12 protein-coding genes and 2 pseudogenes are annotated in these 15,748 nt (G+C 71.2%); 4 read left to right on the forward strand and 10 right to left on the reverse strand.

Annotated features, from left to right (window positions below):
- Window positions 1-572 precede the first annotated feature (572 nt).
- Window positions 573-2,072, forward strand: coding sequence for a sensor histidine kinase (locus tag ACZ3X1_RS31680; RefSeq protein ID WP_467282213.1), 1,500 nt, complete (start codon window positions 573-575; stop codon window positions 2,070-2,072).
- Complete coding sequence (locus ACZ3X1_RS31685) at window positions 2,069-2,764, forward strand: response regulator (RefSeq protein WP_467282215.1); 696 nt, start codon at window positions 2,069-2,071, stop codon at window positions 2,762-2,764. Before ACZ3X1_RS31680 ends, ACZ3X1_RS31685 begins: the two co-directional genes overlap by 4 nt.
- Window positions 2,765-2,854: 90 nt before the next feature.
- Here the strand turns inward: ACZ3X1_RS31685 and ACZ3X1_RS31690 are convergent.
- The 7 genes and pseudogenes from ACZ3X1_RS31690 to ACZ3X1_RS31720 form a co-directional block, all read right to left on the reverse strand.
- Window positions 2,855-3,442, reverse strand: a pseudogene (locus tag ACZ3X1_RS31690) (phosphatase PAP2 family protein); the annotation flags it as partial.
- A 124-nt stretch (window positions 3,443-3,566) separates the two neighbouring features.
- Window positions 3,567-3,758: a hypothetical protein gene (locus ACZ3X1_RS31695; protein ID WP_467282217.1), complete on the reverse strand. Its 192-nt coding sequence runs from the start codon at window positions 3,756-3,758 to the stop codon at window positions 3,567-3,569.
- A complete protein-coding gene (locus ACZ3X1_RS31700) occupies window positions 3,758-7,879 on the reverse strand; it encodes a hypothetical protein (protein ID WP_467282219.1) in 4,122 nt (1,373 codons plus the stop codon). Before ACZ3X1_RS31700 ends, ACZ3X1_RS31695 begins: the two co-directional genes overlap by 1 nt.
- Window positions 7,880-8,129: 250 nt before the next feature.
- Window positions 8,130-8,381: pseudogene (locus ACZ3X1_RS31705) on the reverse strand (DUF4253 domain-containing protein); the annotation flags it as partial.
- A complete protein-coding gene (locus tag ACZ3X1_RS31710) occupies window positions 8,324-8,884 on the reverse strand; it encodes a hypothetical protein (RefSeq protein WP_467282221.1) in 561 nt (186 codons plus the stop codon). The pseudogene ACZ3X1_RS31705 and the gene ACZ3X1_RS31710, both read right to left, overlap by 58 nt.
- 69 nt (window positions 8,885-8,953) lie before the next feature.
- On the reverse strand, window positions 8,954-10,108 hold the full coding sequence (locus ACZ3X1_RS31715; RefSeq protein ID WP_467282223.1) for an amidase family protein: 1,155 nt from the start codon (window positions 10,106-10,108) through the stop codon (window positions 8,954-8,956).
- Window positions 10,109-10,244: 136 nt separating this feature from the next.
- Window positions 10,245-10,586: a hypothetical protein gene (locus ACZ3X1_RS31720; protein WP_467282224.1), complete on the reverse strand. Its 342-nt coding sequence runs from the start codon at window positions 10,584-10,586 to the stop codon at window positions 10,245-10,247.
- Window positions 10,587-10,804: 218 nt separating this feature from the next.
- Here ACZ3X1_RS31720 and ACZ3X1_RS31725 point away from each other — a divergent pair, with 218 nt between their 5' ends.
- Together ACZ3X1_RS31725 and ACZ3X1_RS31730 are read left to right on the forward strand one after the other, a co-directional pair.
- Window positions 10,805-11,449, forward strand: coding sequence for a hypothetical protein (locus ACZ3X1_RS31725; protein WP_467282226.1), 645 nt, complete (start codon window positions 10,805-10,807; stop codon window positions 11,447-11,449).
- Between the two features lie 492 nt (window positions 11,450-11,941).
- Complete coding sequence (locus ACZ3X1_RS31730; protein WP_467282228.1) at window positions 11,942-12,364, forward strand: hypothetical protein; 423 nt, start codon at window positions 11,942-11,944, stop codon at window positions 12,362-12,364.
- Window positions 12,365-13,169: 805 nt separating this feature from the next.
- On the opposite strand, the gene ACZ3X1_RS31735 is transcribed toward ACZ3X1_RS31730, so the two are convergent.
- The 3 genes from ACZ3X1_RS31735 to ACZ3X1_RS31745 form a co-directional block, all read right to left on the reverse strand.
- Window positions 13,170-13,376, reverse strand: coding sequence for a hypothetical protein (locus ACZ3X1_RS31735; protein ID WP_467282230.1), 207 nt, complete (start codon window positions 13,374-13,376; stop codon window positions 13,170-13,172).
- Window positions 13,377-13,819: 443 nt separating this feature from the next.
- A complete protein-coding gene (locus ACZ3X1_RS31740) occupies window positions 13,820-13,972 on the reverse strand; it encodes a hypothetical protein (RefSeq protein WP_467282232.1) in 153 nt (50 codons plus the stop codon).
- Window positions 13,973-14,222: 250 nt separating this feature from the next.
- Complete coding sequence (locus ACZ3X1_RS31745) at window positions 14,223-15,263, reverse strand: vWA domain-containing protein (RefSeq protein WP_467282234.1); 1,041 nt, start codon at window positions 15,261-15,263, stop codon at window positions 14,223-14,225.
- Window positions 15,264-15,748: the final 485 nt, after the last annotated feature.

Genomic DNA, 15,748 nt, shown 5'->3' on the forward strand with positions numbered 1-15,748 from the left:
TCCAACGGCTACCGGCACGACGGACGGGCGGCCCACACAGCTCCTCCCCGCTCCCAGCCAGCGCCCGCTGCCGCCACCGTGTCGGCGGCGGCCGGGCCGCCGCTTGCGGCCAGCTTCTCGATCAGCCGCCGGACCACTCCCACAGCCGACCCCGGCCATGACGCACGTGGACCGCCGGCTCGCCGAAGCCGCCGCAGCCAGGACCGGCCACCAAGTGCCAAGTCCACGAGACGTCGCCCCAGTGGTTCTTCCCCGCGTGGGCTGAGCTGGGGTCGCCGTTCGTCCCTCGGCGGAGGAGCTGACCGCCGGCCGGGACTGGTGACCGAGAACGGGAAAGCCACCTCGGTCGAAGCCATTCGTCAAGGGTTGCGACCCTGGCGGTCGCCTCGTAGCGCGAGCCAGGGCGGCGTACGGATGCCGGACCGCGCAAACCGGGGCGTCGCTTTCGGCAGGGCGTGTCACGTCAAGAAGTCCTTGATCCGGCCTGCTCGGCAAGGGCATGAGATCCCGGGCCTGCGGTAGTGGACTTTCGGCAGTGCCGCGGGGCGGTGGAGTTCCGTAGGGTCGCGTGCGTGAGAACAGTGATCATCAAGGCCCGGGTGCCGGCACCGGTACTGTCCGCAGGTCTCTTCATCGGGGCGGTGGCGGCTGTTGGCACCGGTGTCGCCACCCTGTGGTGGGGCATACCGGCGGCGGTCTGCGCCTTCCTCGCGGGCTGGCAGCCGGGGCGGAACCGCAGCACGGGGGCGGCCTTGGCCGGAGTGCTCGCGGCCGCCGTGGTGGCTGTTCTCATGGTGCCGGCATGGTTGGGCTGGGCGAGCCAGTTCGTGGGGTTGTTGCTCGTGGCGGCGATGCTGCCGTGGTTCGCGGGCCGGTTCCTGCGCCAGTACCGGGCACTGGTTCGGGCTGGGTGGGAGCGGGCCGCGAGGCTGGAGAGGGAGCAGCATCTGGTCGCCGAACAGGCCCGGTTGCGCGAGCGGACCCGGATCGCGCAGGACATGCATGACCTCCTGGGCCACGACCTCAGCCTCATCGCTCTGTCCGCGGGGGCCTTGAAGCTGGCCCCTGGTCTGTCTGAGGGCCACCGGGCCACCGCCCGGGAGATCCGCACCAGGGCGGGAGCGGCCGTGGACCGGCTCGGCGAGGTGATCGGTGTACTGCGCGAGCCATCGGATCTGGCTCCGGGGTCCGAGCCCGGCGCTGGGCTCACCGAAGTCGAGGGCCTGGTGGACCGGGCGGCCGCGGCGGGGCTTGACGTCCGGCTGCGGGTAGAAGGCGAAGCGGCGGCCGGTGACGCGCCGCTGGTCGTCGAGCGGGCCGTGCTGCGCGTCGTCCAGGAGGCGCTGACAAACGTTGCCAAGCACGCCCCGGAGCACCGGGCGACCGTCGTCGTCCGACGCATGGAAGGACGGACCGAGGTCAGTGTGACGAACGTGCCGGTGCCCTCCGTGTCTGCGGCCCACCATGGCCACGCCCCCCGTCCCGCACCTGGGCCCCGGGCCTCCGTACCCGGCGAGGGCCACCGCTTCGGTCTCATCGGCCTGGATGAACGCGTCCGACTGGCCGGTGGAACCTTCGTATCGGGTCCCGAGGGCGGCGGGTTCGCCGTCAGGGCCAGGCTCCCGCACCGCCCCGGATCCGTGCTCCCGCCAGGACACGCCGAGCCCGATGGTCCAGGTGACGTACTGCCTCCTGAGCACCGCAGTGCCCGTCGCAGGCTGGGCCGTACTGCCGCCGCGGCCGTCCTGGTGCCGCTGTGCACCATCGCGTTGCTCATCGGCGGGGTACGGGCGTGGGACACCGTGACGGCACGGCAGTCGGTCCTCGCCCCTCAGCACTACGCCCTTCTGCGCGTTGGTCAGCCACGCGCGGACGTGGCGCCGTACCTGCCCGAGCGCCAGACGACCCGTCGCCCAGCTTCACCCGCGCCCGCACCACAAGATGCGGCCTGCGAGTTCTACGTACAGACCGGCGACCCGTTCGACGACCGCTCGGGGGACATCTACCGTCTCTGCTTCCGGGCCGGACTCCTGGTCTCCACCGACAACTACACCGGGAAGGCAGTTCGATGATCCGGATCCTGATCGCCGACGACGAGCCCATGATCCGCGCAGGCGTCCGCGCAGTCCTTGCCACCGACCCCGGTATCACCGTCGTCGCCGAGGCAGCCGATGGCCACCAGGCGGTGGAGCTCGTCCAGCGCCACCGCCCGCAGGTGGCCGTCCTCGACATACGGATGCCGGGGACCGGCGGTATGGAAGCCGCCGCCGAGATCCGAAGGACCGTCCCGGAAACGGGTGTGGTGATGCTGACGACCTTTGGGGAGGACGAGTACATCCTGCGCGCCCTGAGCGAAGGTGCCGCCGGCTTCCTGATCAAGTCCGGCGAGCCGGAGGAACTGATCGCCGGTATCCGGGCGGTTGCCGACGGCGCCGCCTACCTGTCACCGAAGGTCGCGGCCCGGGTCGTCGCGCATCTCGCCGCCGACGGTGCGGGCGCCCAAGCCAACCGCCGCTCCGCGGCCCGGGCCCGCGTCGAGGCTCTGACCGCGCGGGAGCGGGAGGTGCTCGGGTTCCTCGGCAGCGGGTTCTCCAACGGGCAGATCGCGCGCCGCCTGCGCCTGGCGGAGGGAACGGTGAAAGCCCACGTCAGCTCGATCCTCGCGCGCCTCGGCGTCGACAACCGGGCCGCGGCGGCCGTGGTCGCGCACGAGGCCGGCGTGGTCCCGGTGCCGTCCGACCGGCTGCTTTACAAGAAGACCTGACACCGCCCGTACGGCAATCGGCAGTACGAGGAGGCGTACGGTCACTGCGGCCGTCGCGCCGAGCGCCGCGCCCGCCAGGACGTCGTGCGGGTAGTGCACCCCGACCAGCACCCGCAACAAGGCGGCCAGCCCCGCCACCGGCAGCACCAGGGCCGCGAGCCGAGGACGCACCAAGATCACCCCAACTGCCAGCCCGACCGCCAGGGTGGCATGGTTGCTGGGGAACGACCAGTCGCCCGGCTCGGGACACGAGGCGAGGGCCGAGATCCCTGGCAGGGCACGACACGGACGTTCCTCGTCGACAAGGAGTTTGATCGCCTCACTCAGTGCGTAGGCGACAACGGTCCCGGCGGCCGCCACTGCCACCCCGGCCAGGGCCGGCACGTCACGGCGGCGCAGGGCGCTCCAGCCGACCCAGGCCAGCAGCATGCCCAGGAACAGCAAAGTACCCTCACTCGCCGCTTCCAGGGCGGTCTCGGCCCACGTCGGCCCCTCCGCCACGCTTCCAGTCAGGGCACGGTAGGCCCCCGCAGAGAGGCCCGCCGTAACGTGCACCGGTTCATTCGTGCCCAGTGTGCCGCCGGGCGCCAGCCAAACCACAGCCGCTGCCCCCGTCCCGGCCGACGCGACCGCCACCGGCAGCCGTCGGCCCCACCCGTACCGCTTGATCGATTCCATGCCGCCGACGGTAGGAACACCGCAGGCCCGGGGCCCTGGCCGAACGGCAGCCCAGTCCCCCGACGATCGTCAGGGTTGACCGGACAGCCTCGGAGATCCAGAGGCCGTCACGAAGCCGTGAGCGTCATGCGGCAGCGGCTAAGCGGTCACGAATCTCCTTCTGAACTGCGCCGGCGGCGGGGCGCGCAGCCGCCGGCGGCACACCCAGGCACAAGCACTCGGTGGCGTCGGCCCGCGCGACCATCGCCCCCGCCACCCTGCCTTCCTGCTTGCGTGGCACGGAGCCGTATTTGCGTGAGACGTGCAGCAGCAGCATCACGCCTTCGTTTCCGGCCGTGCCGCACTGTCCGCCCAGGCTCGGGTGAACCGCTCGTGCGCGGGTGCCGGGACCGCTGCGGGGGCTTCTGCCGGGGCGGCGGGTCTGGGGCGCGGGGCCTTTGCGGCGGTCAGCTCCTTGCGGACGGCGCGGTGGTGATCGATGGACCAGGAGTTCCAGCGGCGGACGATGCGGTCGGCCGGGCGGTCGAAAGCGTGCAACTGGAGCTGGAGGGCGGCCGCGTCACGGCTGACACCGAGAGCCGCCGCCACCTCGTCCACCAGGTCCGGGACGCTGAACAGCGGGTTGGTCTCGTACTGGCCCGGCGGAACGGGGGTGGTGGCGGACCGGTCCGCCAGCCTGCGCAGAGCGGTGAGCAGATCGGCGGGCAGGTCCGTGAGCCCGCCGAGCAGGACGCGTGCACCCTGCGCCGCAGGGTCTTCTACCGGGCGCTCGGCGAGAGCCCAGGCGACAGCGGTGGCGGCAGCCTGCATGCCGTCGGCCTCCAGAGGTTTCTCGAGGCGGCCGGTGAGCAGGGCCGTGGCCCAGCTCTCCGGGAGTCCGTGGTCCACGGCGAGGGCAGCGGCATGGCTGCCGTCATCGGTGTACGGGGCACTGCCGAGCAGCTGGGCCCAGGCCGCGGCCATGCGATCCGCGGCCGCGGTCATCCCGCCAGGGGCCCAGAGCTCCGCCGGGTCGCCGGGCAGAGCGGCGGCGAGCACGGTGCGTCGGCCGTCCGGACCGAGCCGCCGACGGAACTCGTCGTACGCGTAGAGGGTGGCCTGGTCCGCCTTGTACGGCTTGGAGCGGACCAGCTTGCGGTGCGCACCGTAGTCGTCGCTGCCCGCGAATCCGTCGAGGACCAGGGCGGCGATCGGGCGCGCTACCCCGGTGCGCCAGCGGAACAGGTCCACGGCCTCCTCGGGCACCGGCAGCGGGCCCTGTCCGGCGAGCAGCGCCAGCAGGCGGGGAAGCCGGGTGGTGTCATCGGCGGCGACGGTGTGCGTGGCGCACTCCTCGGCATCGTCGGGCACCGGATCGGCTGCTCGCTGGAGGAAGGGGGCGAGGCCGCTGCGCTCCGGGCCGCAGGCCACGGCGAAACCGTCCGCGCGCAGTTCGGCGATCCTCTGCTCCGGCGCCCGGCCGATTCGCCAGGAGCTGCCGGCCTCCGCGAACGGCTGCCGGCTCCATACGCCGAGCAGTGCCGCGAGCGCCTGGCGCTGCTCGTCGGGGGTGGCCGCGACGACGGTCCGCCAGGCCACGGCATCGATCCGGCCGGTCAGCACCGCCCACTCGGAGGGCGGCGCGGGCAGGGCGAGCACCCGTATCTCGTCGTCGATCTCGCCGCGCAGGTACCGGCCGTCGGCGGCGACCGAGGTGAGCAGGGCGGGCTGCGGCTGCGGCTGCCGTTCCTCGTAGCCGCGGAACTGGGGCAGCAGGCCGTGGAGGGCCGGGACGAGCCGGTTGTCCGGCGCAGGGTCGGGCAGGTCGACGACCGGCCCGGCCCGCATGACGGCGACCCGGTGGGACAGCTCCCGGCGGCGGCGCAGCACGTCGGCGGCGAGCCGGACGGCGCGCTCGACGCCCTCCCGGACCCGCGGGTCGCTCACTCCGGGCACGGCGCTCCCGGTGCCCTGGTGCAGCAGCTCGCGCACCGCGGTGTCGGTGACCGTTCGCAGGGCACGGGACGAGGGCTCGTCGCGCGGGGTGAGGAAGTGCCAGAAGGCGGGTGGCGGCACCGGCCCGGCCAGTTCGCCCAGGGTGGCACGGCTCCGGGACCTGTCGCGGCTACCGGGGAAGCCCCGGACCTGCCAGAGCAGCGAGTTGTCGGCGGCGGAGTGGCTGCGGATGATGGTCCCGCCGGCCAGGACGGCGTCCTCACCGTCGACGGGCAGGGCGAGGATTCCCCACGGGCGGCGGCCCCAGGTGTTGCTGCGGTAGGAGGCGGTACGGCCGTCGACGGACCGCAGCACGAACTCGCGGGGCGAGGGACCCGCGTACGGGGTGCGGTAGTCGACCCGGCAGCCGGTGAGTGCGCCGTCCTGGCCGAGCGGGGAGGGCGGGGCGCCGGGAGGCAGCGCGGCGAGGATCCGGTGGTCGGGGAAAGGCTTCGTGCCGGGCGGGGACCGGTCGGGGTCGTGGAAGGCGGGCAGAGTGCGGTCGGCGGTGGGAACACCGGTGGCCGGGTCGATGCGGGCCCAGCCGCCGCGCCCCTCGCTGAACACCGTGGCGCTCCAGAAGGCGTGGCCGTCGGTCATCTGGTAGTCACGGGCGCCGATGCCCTCACGGCCCCCGGCCCGCAGCACGCGCTCGCCGTCGAACCGGCCGCCCCCGTCCGGGGTTTCGAACTGGTAGCCGAGGCCGCCCTGGATGCTGCCGCCGTAGGGGCGCAGCCCGTACGTCTGCTCCGGTTCGAACTTCTCGCTGGGGTCGTCGGACCAGTAGGCGGTGTTGGAAGAGTTCTCCTGGTGCTGCTCGTTCCAGGCGACGAGGAACTGGCCGCCGACCCAGTGCACGGTGTGGCCGAGTGCGCCGTCGGGCAGCTGCAGGGTGTGCTCTGCGCGCAGCCCGGCGTGGTCGACGGCGAGGGCGCGGGTCTCGCCGTACACGGTGAGCACCGGCCAGGTGCAGGTGACGTGCACGGTTTCGTCGGGCCGAAACGCGGCGAGGGCCTGGTCCAGGGCGGGCCAGCCCAGCTCCTCGGGGAGCCCGGCCCGCAGGGCGCGGGCCAGCGGGCCGGTGAGGTCGAGTGCGTCGAGGGCCTCCTCGATGCCGTCCAGGGCGATGGCGGTGGGCCGGTCGAGGAGGCCGTGCAGCTCGTCGACGGCCTCGTCGGCGGCGGCGAGTCCCCCGCCGCGCAGGGCGTCCAGCAGCTTCTCGACGCGGGCGTGCACCTCGGCCGTGATGCCCGGATTGTGCGGGAGCCGGCTGATGGCAGTGCCGCTGATCGCAGTGCCGCCGCGGGTGCGGAGCCCGGCGTGCACGGTGCCTTCCAGCCGGGGGCCGAACACCGGATCGGTGGCGAGTGCCTTGAGGTCGCGCTGGGAGTGCTCACCCCAGAACTCCAGGCTGATCGCAGCACCGGGGTCGTGGACGGGTACGCGCTCGGCGAGGCAGAGGTCGAGGAGGTCGGCGTCCAGGTGCGGCCACCGGTAGCGGTCCTCGTGCAGCCGGACCGGGGTGCCGTGCGCGCGCAGCAGCGGAGCGAACCGGCCCACCAGGTCGAAGAGTTCTGCGGGCATGGGCTGGCGGGTCACCCCACCGCCGGCGACCGTGCGGTGGGAGTATCCGGCGGCGTACCGGCGCAGCCAGTCGCCGAGGCCGCCCTCCGGGGTGATCCGCCCGGCCGCGGCCGCGTCGGCAACGCCGCACGCGATGAGCAGACGCAGCCAGGCAGCCGCGTCGTTCTTCGACTCGGGAAACAGGTCGAGGAGGGCGGTGGCCTGCTCGTCGGCGGGCGGATGGTCGTGGAGCGGGCCGGCTGCCGCGTCGAGCAGCCGGTCGGGTATGGCCTTGCCTCGGGCCGCGGCCAAGACCCCGCCCAGCACCCGGGCTTCCTCCTCGCTGCCGAGCCCGGCAGCACGGGCCGAGTCCCGGACCCGGCGGGCCAGATCGGCGGGGAGCTCGCCGGGGGACGCCGCCCAGGCGCTCAGCAGGCGGACGAACTCGTGGTGCGCGTCGACCGGTTCGAGGACACCGGCCAACCAGGCTGCCGCTCCGCTGAGTTCACTGGCGGGCAGGGCGCCGAAGCGGGCGAACAGCAGCTGATTCGCCCGCCGCCAGTCGGGATCGACCGGCAGAGCGTGGGTGCGCTCGGCGGCGCGCGCCTGCGCGTAGGCGCGGGCGGCGGAGCGGCGGTGCGTCTCCAGCATCCAATGACCGATGGTGTCCCAGAACCAGGGCAGGTGGGCGGCCGGCAGGCCCCGGGCCAGGCGCTCCGCGCCGTCCACGAACCGACCGGGCTTCTCCCAGGCCCGGTGCCGGCTGCTGCCCGCCCGTTCCAGTGTGTCGCGGGCGTCTGTTTCGATGCCCGGCCCCTGAGTACGTGCCCAGTCGGCGTACGTCTCGGAGATACGGTGATTGGCTGGGAGCGGGACGGGAGTTCCGGTGTTGCTGGTCATACGTGTGATCTTGCCAGGCGGTTCTGACAGGGGGTTCACGAGTGCCTCTGATCAGGCATGCGTGAAGCCCTTGAAGGTCGCTCCCCGCCAGACGGGTAATCGTTTTCCAGGTATGGGACGGATCAGTCCCACCAGAAGTCCCAGCGGTGGGCACCGGTGATCTGCTCGGCGTACGCGGCCAGTGTGTCGGTCTGCTGCCCTGCCAGATGTTGTCCGGGCAGAACGCAAAGTGCTCGGCCGCGACCAGGAGAGCATCCCGCTCGCTCACCGGCGGCGCGGCGACGCTGAGGCGCAGCGCGTCGAACCCCACTGCGACGACACGGGCGCCGAACCGGTGCTCCCGATCGTGGAGGACGGCGGAGATCGTCGCGGTGTCGTTGTCGTAGTTGCAGGGGCCGAACCTGCCCGCAACGGTCAACGCTTCGGCACCCGAAGGTGCGGCGATCAGCCCAGACGTGTTCGCGGGCGCTCGACGAGACACCTTGACGAACTCGGAGGCCATTTCATCGGGGCCGGCTTGCGCTCCGGCGGCGGGGTGCGGGGCCGGGCCATGTCTGCCCGAAGGGTGCGGTGACGGCGCGGCGCCTCTTGACGTCGAGCATGTCGTCGAAGGAGCTCGTTCTCCTCGGCGGCAAGGAGGCCCTGGTGCGCGGCCCAGAGCGCTCCGGCGAAGTCGGCGGCCTCCCGGCGGCGGGTGGACAGCTCGTACGCGACGTCGGCGATCGCCGACACCATCTCCTGGACGGCCGGCTCGGCCCAGGCGTAGCGCTGGGGGTCGATCGCGGCGAAGGGTCGGCCACTGACGAGCTCGAGGGCCCGGCGCAGGGCGAGCTCGCCGTCCTCATGGAGGTCGAAGCCGGTGGGGTGCTGGGTGGCGCGCAGGCCCTGTTCAAGTGGCGGCGGCGCTGCCGGGGGTGGGGCGGCAGCCTCGCCGTCGGCGGACGCAGTCACGGTGATCGCGGCGGCCCACCGGGCGGCCGGGGTGAAGTGGCCGGCCGTGAACAACGTGTCGACCAGGGCAACGGTGAAGCATGGGCGTTGCCGCCGGTCTGCCAGTGGGCTCGGCGAAGGGCTCTACTGGGTTGCGAGTGCGCGGGCGGCGATGCCGAGGAGCTGCCGCTCGCGGTGCGGCGGGGCTACGAGTTGGAGGCCGACGGGCTGCCCCTGAGGTGTGGTTCCGGCGGGGAGGCTGATGGCCGGGTGCCCGCTGACGTTGAACGCCCAGGTCAGTGCGACGCTCATCCGTGGTCCGGGACCCTCGTGGCCGTGCGGCGGATGCGGGGTGGTGGGGGTGAGCACGAGGTCGGCACGCGCGAAGCAGTCGGCCAGGCGTGCGTCATTGACGGCGATCGTTTCAATGTCGTCGGGGGAGGGCGAACCGCTGCGGAGGGCCGTCCAGGCTGGTGCCGGGTCCAGGAGCGTGAGTTCGGCGTCGTCGTGCAAAGTGATCAGTCCGGCAGCGACGAGACCGCCCGCGGTGCGCCGGGCGACGGCGGCGACAGAGGGGTCGGTGTCCGCGTAGCCCAGAGTGTCTGACCAGACGGCTGTGAGCGGAGGCGTGGGGCCGGAGACGGCCGCCTCGGACGACTTGGTGTCGACCGCGTCCAGGTAGGCGAGGGCGTCAGGGACCGTGCGGGACAGGACGCCGGGCGTGTTCAGCCCTGCTCGGTCCCGGGCTGGCAGGAGGCCGTTGGTGGGCTTGAATCCGATGATGCCGCACCACGCGGCGGGGATGCGGATCGATCCGGCGCCGTCGGACCCGGTTGCCAGAGGGACCAGGCCGGCGGCGACTGCGGCCGCGGAGCCTGCGGAGGAACCCCCGGGAGACCATGCCGGATTGAGCGGGTTCACGGTGGGGCCCCGGTCAGTGTGCCCGTACGTCTGCCAGCCCTGACCGGTGCGTGGCCTCGACGTGGCACCGACCGGCACGCATCCGGCCGCCACCAGGAGGGAGTTCTGGTGCGAGCCGGGTCCTTCGCCGGCCTTGACTCCGATCGGCGCACCCGCAAGCGGCAGCCGGGCACCGCGGGCGATCTGCGCGTCCACGTGGGCCGCCCGCGCCAGAGCCTGCTCGGCCCACACCTCCGTGAACGCCCGCAGTTCCGTGTCGCGCTCGCGGATGCAGGCGAGGGCTGCGGCGGCGACGTCCACGGCAGTCGCCGCGCCGCACCGCACCAGCTGGGCGATGTCCACGGCGGAGAGGGCCGCGTACTTATGCGTGGTGATCACAAGGGTGCTCCTGGCTCCGTGTGTGCGGGCACGCCGACGGCCGCCGTGAAGGGATACGCCCGCGCCCGGACCCTCGTCGGCAACATCGGTGGAGCCGTCGTTCGATACGGCCCGGCTGCGCGACGACCTGGGGTGTTCAGGACTGGTCCATGGCGTCGATGACCAGCAGCTGGTCCTCGGAACATGCCGCGACAGCGCCGGGACGGATGCTGGCGTGATGGAGGTGTCCGTTCATGCCGAGCCGCGTTTCATCGGCCAGAAGTGGCAACACGTCACGGGCGTGCGCGATGTGGCGCAGTGGATAGCCCGAGGCCAGTACTTCCTTGGCCTTCCCCTGCTCCTTGAGCTCTCGCAGCCAGCCCAGGGTGCCGGTCGTCGACCAGTAGGCGAGGGTCCGCTCCGCGTCGTGGTGTCCGTCGGTCTCGGGATTCCGGTTCTGCTCCTCAGTAGGTATGTAGATCGATATGTTCCAGCGCATGCGGTTCCCTCCTTCGGATGGTGGTCGGCTCATCGTAAGAGCCTCCACCGACCGCGGCGTTGCCGCCCGGCCGGGACACGACGTGATCAGCGCAGATCGGGCTTCCCCCTGTGCCGCGATCGCGTCCGCGACCTGATCGCCGTGCTCACCGCCCGGAAGGTGACGCCGCGCGGACGTGTGATGATCACAACTATGGGAAGCGGGAGGGAACGGGAATCATGAACGGCACGAGCTGCCCGCAGTGCGGAACGATCGACCAAGTGCGCAGCGTGCGCGCCGTCTACGAGGAGCAGACCGGGACCTATGCGGGGGTGTCGGCCGGCTACTCCTCAGGTACCGGCTTCGTGCCAGGCGGAGGGTCGGTTGCGGTCTTCGGCCGTTCGACCGTGCACACGTCGGGGGTGTCGAGCACCCTGCTGGCCCAGCAACTGGCGCCGCCGCCCCGGCCGGTCCTGGAACAGCAGCAGGGCGGCTGCGCGCTGGCCGTGCTCTGGGCCGTGCCGGTGGTCGTGGCCCTGATGACGCTGCCGCTGCTGGCCGGCGGCGAGCCCGGCGCGGGGCGCAACGCTTTGATCTTCTGGGGTGTGGCGGGCCTGCCCGCCCTGGTCGGCGCCGTGGTCGTACTGCTCCGCCGCGTGCTGGCGCGGCGGGCGGCCGGGAAGCGGTTCCGGGCGCAGACGGCGGCCTTCCCCGGGCTGTTCGCGGTGTGGGAGGCGGCATTCACCTGCGGGCGCTGTTACCTCGCGTTCCTGCGGGCCGGGCCGTTCGCGCCGGCGGGCCCGCGCTGCGTCCCGGTGCCCGCCTTCCAGCAGCTGGTGTGGACCGTGGCGCAGGAGACCACGGGCACCGGCACACCGTTCTGACACCTGGCCGCGGCAGGCGTTCACAGTCAGCCTTCACTTCCACATCACTTCACCGCAACGCAGATGCTCCCCGCCGACACGGGGCGCCTCCGCCACGCGTGACCGGCCTGGGTCGTCGCGTAGCGGTCCTCGCCGCCGAGTGCTCCCCGCCGACGCCATGTGTGCCGTACGCCTTGCGACTCTCGGCCAATCAGCGTCCGCCCGTGTGCCCCACGCCGGGGAGCGGAAGGGGTCCGGTTCCTCTGTCCCCTGCGGTTGGCGTCGAGTGTTCACCGCGTCTGCGAGGCAGCCGAAACGAGACGGTCCCTGTCGCGGTGGAACGCGGGCGCCATGTGAACAGATACGGTCGGGCACGCCAACGCCGACAGCACGCACCACGGAGGCTGTCCAACGGCATTCGCCGCAGCGAGGGTGTTGCCACCCCGTCACGCATGCCGCCCCTGCTGCATCCTCCACGAACCACGGACCGACGAACAAGGAATGAGCGCGCAGATGAGGACGACGATCCAGTCAGCATTAGGCACCGCACTTCTGCTCCTGGCCGCCATCACAGCCACCAGTGGCTCCGCTGCCGCCCAGGTGGCGGGGGCTGACACCCCGGTAGCAGACCAAGCCCGGCTGACAGGGCAGTGGACTGAGGCCGTCGACAGGAACCGCCCGGGAATCACCTTCTACATCCAGAAGCTGACCTTCACCGCGGACGGGCGTTTCGAGCAGATCAACAACGTGATCTGCAACCTGGACAATTGCCCCGCGTTCAAGATCGGCGTTAACACGGGCACCTACCGTACGGAGGGAAGGACCATCCACCTCGACGGAAACCTCTCGGACCTCCACGGCGCCGTCCTGAGCAGCAACATCATCGTCCTCGACAAGCACCTTCTTCACCGCACGGCCGCCGACGCCACGGAATAGCTCGCTAGTCCGCACGCTTCGTGGCCAGCTTGGCCGTCCGCGTCCCCTCCAGAACGAACGCCCTCCACTCGTCCTCCTCCATACGCGCAGCGCTCGTGGACCGCCCCTCTTCCTCGAAGCCAACCAGTCCGGCGAGGTACAAACGATCTCTGTCGGTCGGCGGTAACGACCCAACTCCACCCGGCTCCGCGCGCGGGGCGCCCAGCCAGCCACCATCTCCGACTCTCACCACGAACCGCTTCCCCTGGGCGTCGCGCGTACGACCATCTGGGCAAGCCTGTGTCGAAAGGGCTTGCCCAGGCTCAGCTTGCCCAGAGCCGGGCGCGCCCACAGCGGCCGACCCTGGCCACTCCCACCGCAGTGGGCGCAGTGTCCCGGGCGGGCGATGCCGGGCGCGCCGATGGTTTCGTCGGCGTCGAGCAGGAGTCTGGTCAGCGCCCTCAGGTGGTCATCGTCAGGGGTGGCTTTGTAGGCGGAAAGGGGTTCTGGCTCAACTTCTGTGGTGACGGCTCGACGCTCCGTACTCCGGGACGCGGAACAACGAGGACCAGCAGGTCAGTGCTTTGGCTCGACGCGGGCCCGAGCGCGCACGGCGCAGCTCCGCAGAAGTTGAGCCAGAACCCATTTTCGTGAACAGAGTCACCCAGCCCTCCATCCGTCCGGGTGTTGTACTGCGCGACCTACTCGGCGGCGTCGGAACAGTCCGCGGGCGGGCTGTGGTGGGCCGGGCGGTGGCATGAACAGAGCCCGGCCGGGGTGACTACGGGCGCCTGGCCGGGCTCTGCGTGCGTGGGTGCTGCTTGAGTCAGAAATCCTCGCGCAGGTCGTGCTCGTCGCGGCGCAGGTCCTCCTCGCGGCGCCGCTCCATCTCCTCAGGGCGCTGTCCGCCACGGGAAGGGGTGGCGGGCTCGGGGTGGACCGGGTCCTTACCGGGGCGCTGCGGGTGCTGGGGGCGCTGCTGTTCCTCGCGGCCCTTGCCCGGTTCCTGGCGCTTGTCCTGCATACCGCCCATGACGGCGACTCCTTGATGCGTGGGGTGGTACTTCCTCCGCCACGCTGACACGCCGAGTCACATCTCGCACCATTTCGGCTACGGATTGTGGCGGAAGGGTGAGTGGTGGCCGGTGCGGATGCGTCACGAGGTCGGGGTTGGTGCCGAGGATGAGCGCACTCCCCGTCCCCGCAGCGTCAGGAGCAGGATTAACGTGCTGGAGCGCACCTGCGCAAAGAACCGCACCGCGGTCACCTTCGCCCTACCCGCTGGCACCCCGGCCGGGGACGGGAAATCGGCCGTCGGCGCCGAGCCGCCCCCGGGAACAGCCGCTACTCCCGCTACCTGGCGGCCGGGGGCTCCAACAGCCGCCTGTACACCTGATACAAAGGCTCGGCCTGGCAGCATCCGCGGCAGGGAAGCCCGCCCCACCCATGAGCATCACGTGCCCGGTGTCCGGCTGGTCAGATGCCGCCGATCCACACCTCGGGGCCGCCGCCCGCCCACCGGATCGGCCCGTCCTCGGACAGGTCCGCATCCTCCAGCCCGGCCCGGCGCAGGAACTCCGACACCTCCCCGGCCGTGGACGCCCGGCCGAGGTCCGTGTGCACGCCCAAGGCGTGCACGGTGACCTTGCGCCTGCTTCACGGCGACACGGGGTGGATCACGATCTCCGTCTGGTCAGCCATACATCCCAGCGTGCGGCGACCCGGACCGCACGGCATCCGGAGCGGAGCTCGCTTCCGCAGCTGACCGGCAATGAAGCGGCCCCATACGCGGCCCTCGAAAGCAACAACGTAACGTCCCCTCAGAGCTGCTGGCAGAAAGGGCGACCCCGCCGGCCGGCTCCGCGGGGCTCCCGAGGCGTCAGACCATGAGCAGAAGCCGCGTCTGCAGCGCGAGCTTCCGGTTCACGCTGGTGCTCTGTACGAAGATGGTGAACTCGTCGTTGTGGTCCGGCCTGACGCGGACTTCCGTGTCCGGCAGCCCGAGCAGGGCTCGGGCCTCCGGGCCCGTGTAGACCTGATCGGTCTTCTTCTCCAGTACCGCGATCTGCTTCCGCGCCTGAATCTTTTCAGACTTGCTCAGCTGGTAATAGGCGCAACCGGTGCGGTAGGTGTGTCCGCTTTCCACGACCCAGTCCCGGATGGCTGCTTCCCGGGCCACGGGAATCAGATGGTAAAGCGACGGATCGACCGGGGTGAGACCGGCCGCCGCAATGGACTTCTTGTTGACCGCCTCCGCCCCTATGGAGAACACCGCCCGCGATCCACGAATTCCCTTGCTGCGGCCCACCATGAAGTTCTCGGTGGCCTTCAGGATGGCTTGTCCGGCTTCCTCCAGACCCTGTGTGCTCGTGGCATCCCAAACGGCGATGTTGTCCTTCGGGAAACCGCACTGCATGGCCTCGCGCTTGCCCATCTGGTCCGGCACGAGGACGGCCAGCGTCCAGTTGTCCTCCTGCGTCTCGATCATCGTAGCCACGGCCTGCACCAGTTCACGAGGGTCCCGGGCAGGGGCGTCCGGGCAGCGGTGACTTGCGTTCTCCTGCCCGTCGGTCAGCACGAAAGTGAGGAAGCTGTGGTCGCCGTAGAGCTGTGCCGTCTGCGCCAGTTCCCGCTGTGATTTCAAAGTGGCGGCCAGCAGGGCGGTCATTCCACCGGCCCGGTACATCTGCTTGAGGGACGGCATGCGCAGCACGTCCTTGTCGTAGATGACGCACTCGACCTTGTTCGAGAAGACGTACACCGTGACACGGGTTTCCTGATCCAGTTCCTGCGACCGGCGCGCCAGGTAGGCGATCTGCTGATCGGCGACCTCGACGACCTTTCCGCTCAGGTGTGACATGGACGAACTGGCATCCAGCACAAGAGCAACGTGATTGATGTAGTTCTGGTTTCCGGACATTGCCGCCCCCCGGTTGTTCCGACCGACTCGATGCTCCGATCCTCTCAGCCGCCACTGACAATGGGGGGGGTGACGGATCGTGGGGTGGGCATTTCGCTGGGCGGCGGACAACTGCATGGGCCTTCGCCAGCCCTCAGACCCCCGCTTCGGTCGGTATCGACCGGCGCGAGGAGGTCTCGTCGTGGCTCGCCACCGTCCGCGCCGGACGACGTGCTCCTCGACGGGACCACCGAGCCGCAGACTGAAGCTGATCAGCGAAGGCGAGGCCCGGACCCTGACCGTTCTCATCGGGGTGCTCGAGGACGATGCGCGGCCCGAGAAGATCCGCCATGCGCCCGGGGGTACGCTTCCGTGTCGGCTCCCGGCTGGCCATGGCCCCGTAGGGGCGTTCTAGTACTGCAACGGCGTTTGGTGTGACTGGTGGCCAGGCTTCTCGTTGGGCTGGTTATGGGTGGGGATCGTGGTGATGTCAGGTCGTGGGCGGC

Source organism: Streptomyces sp. NPDC023541 (assembly GCF_055559995.1).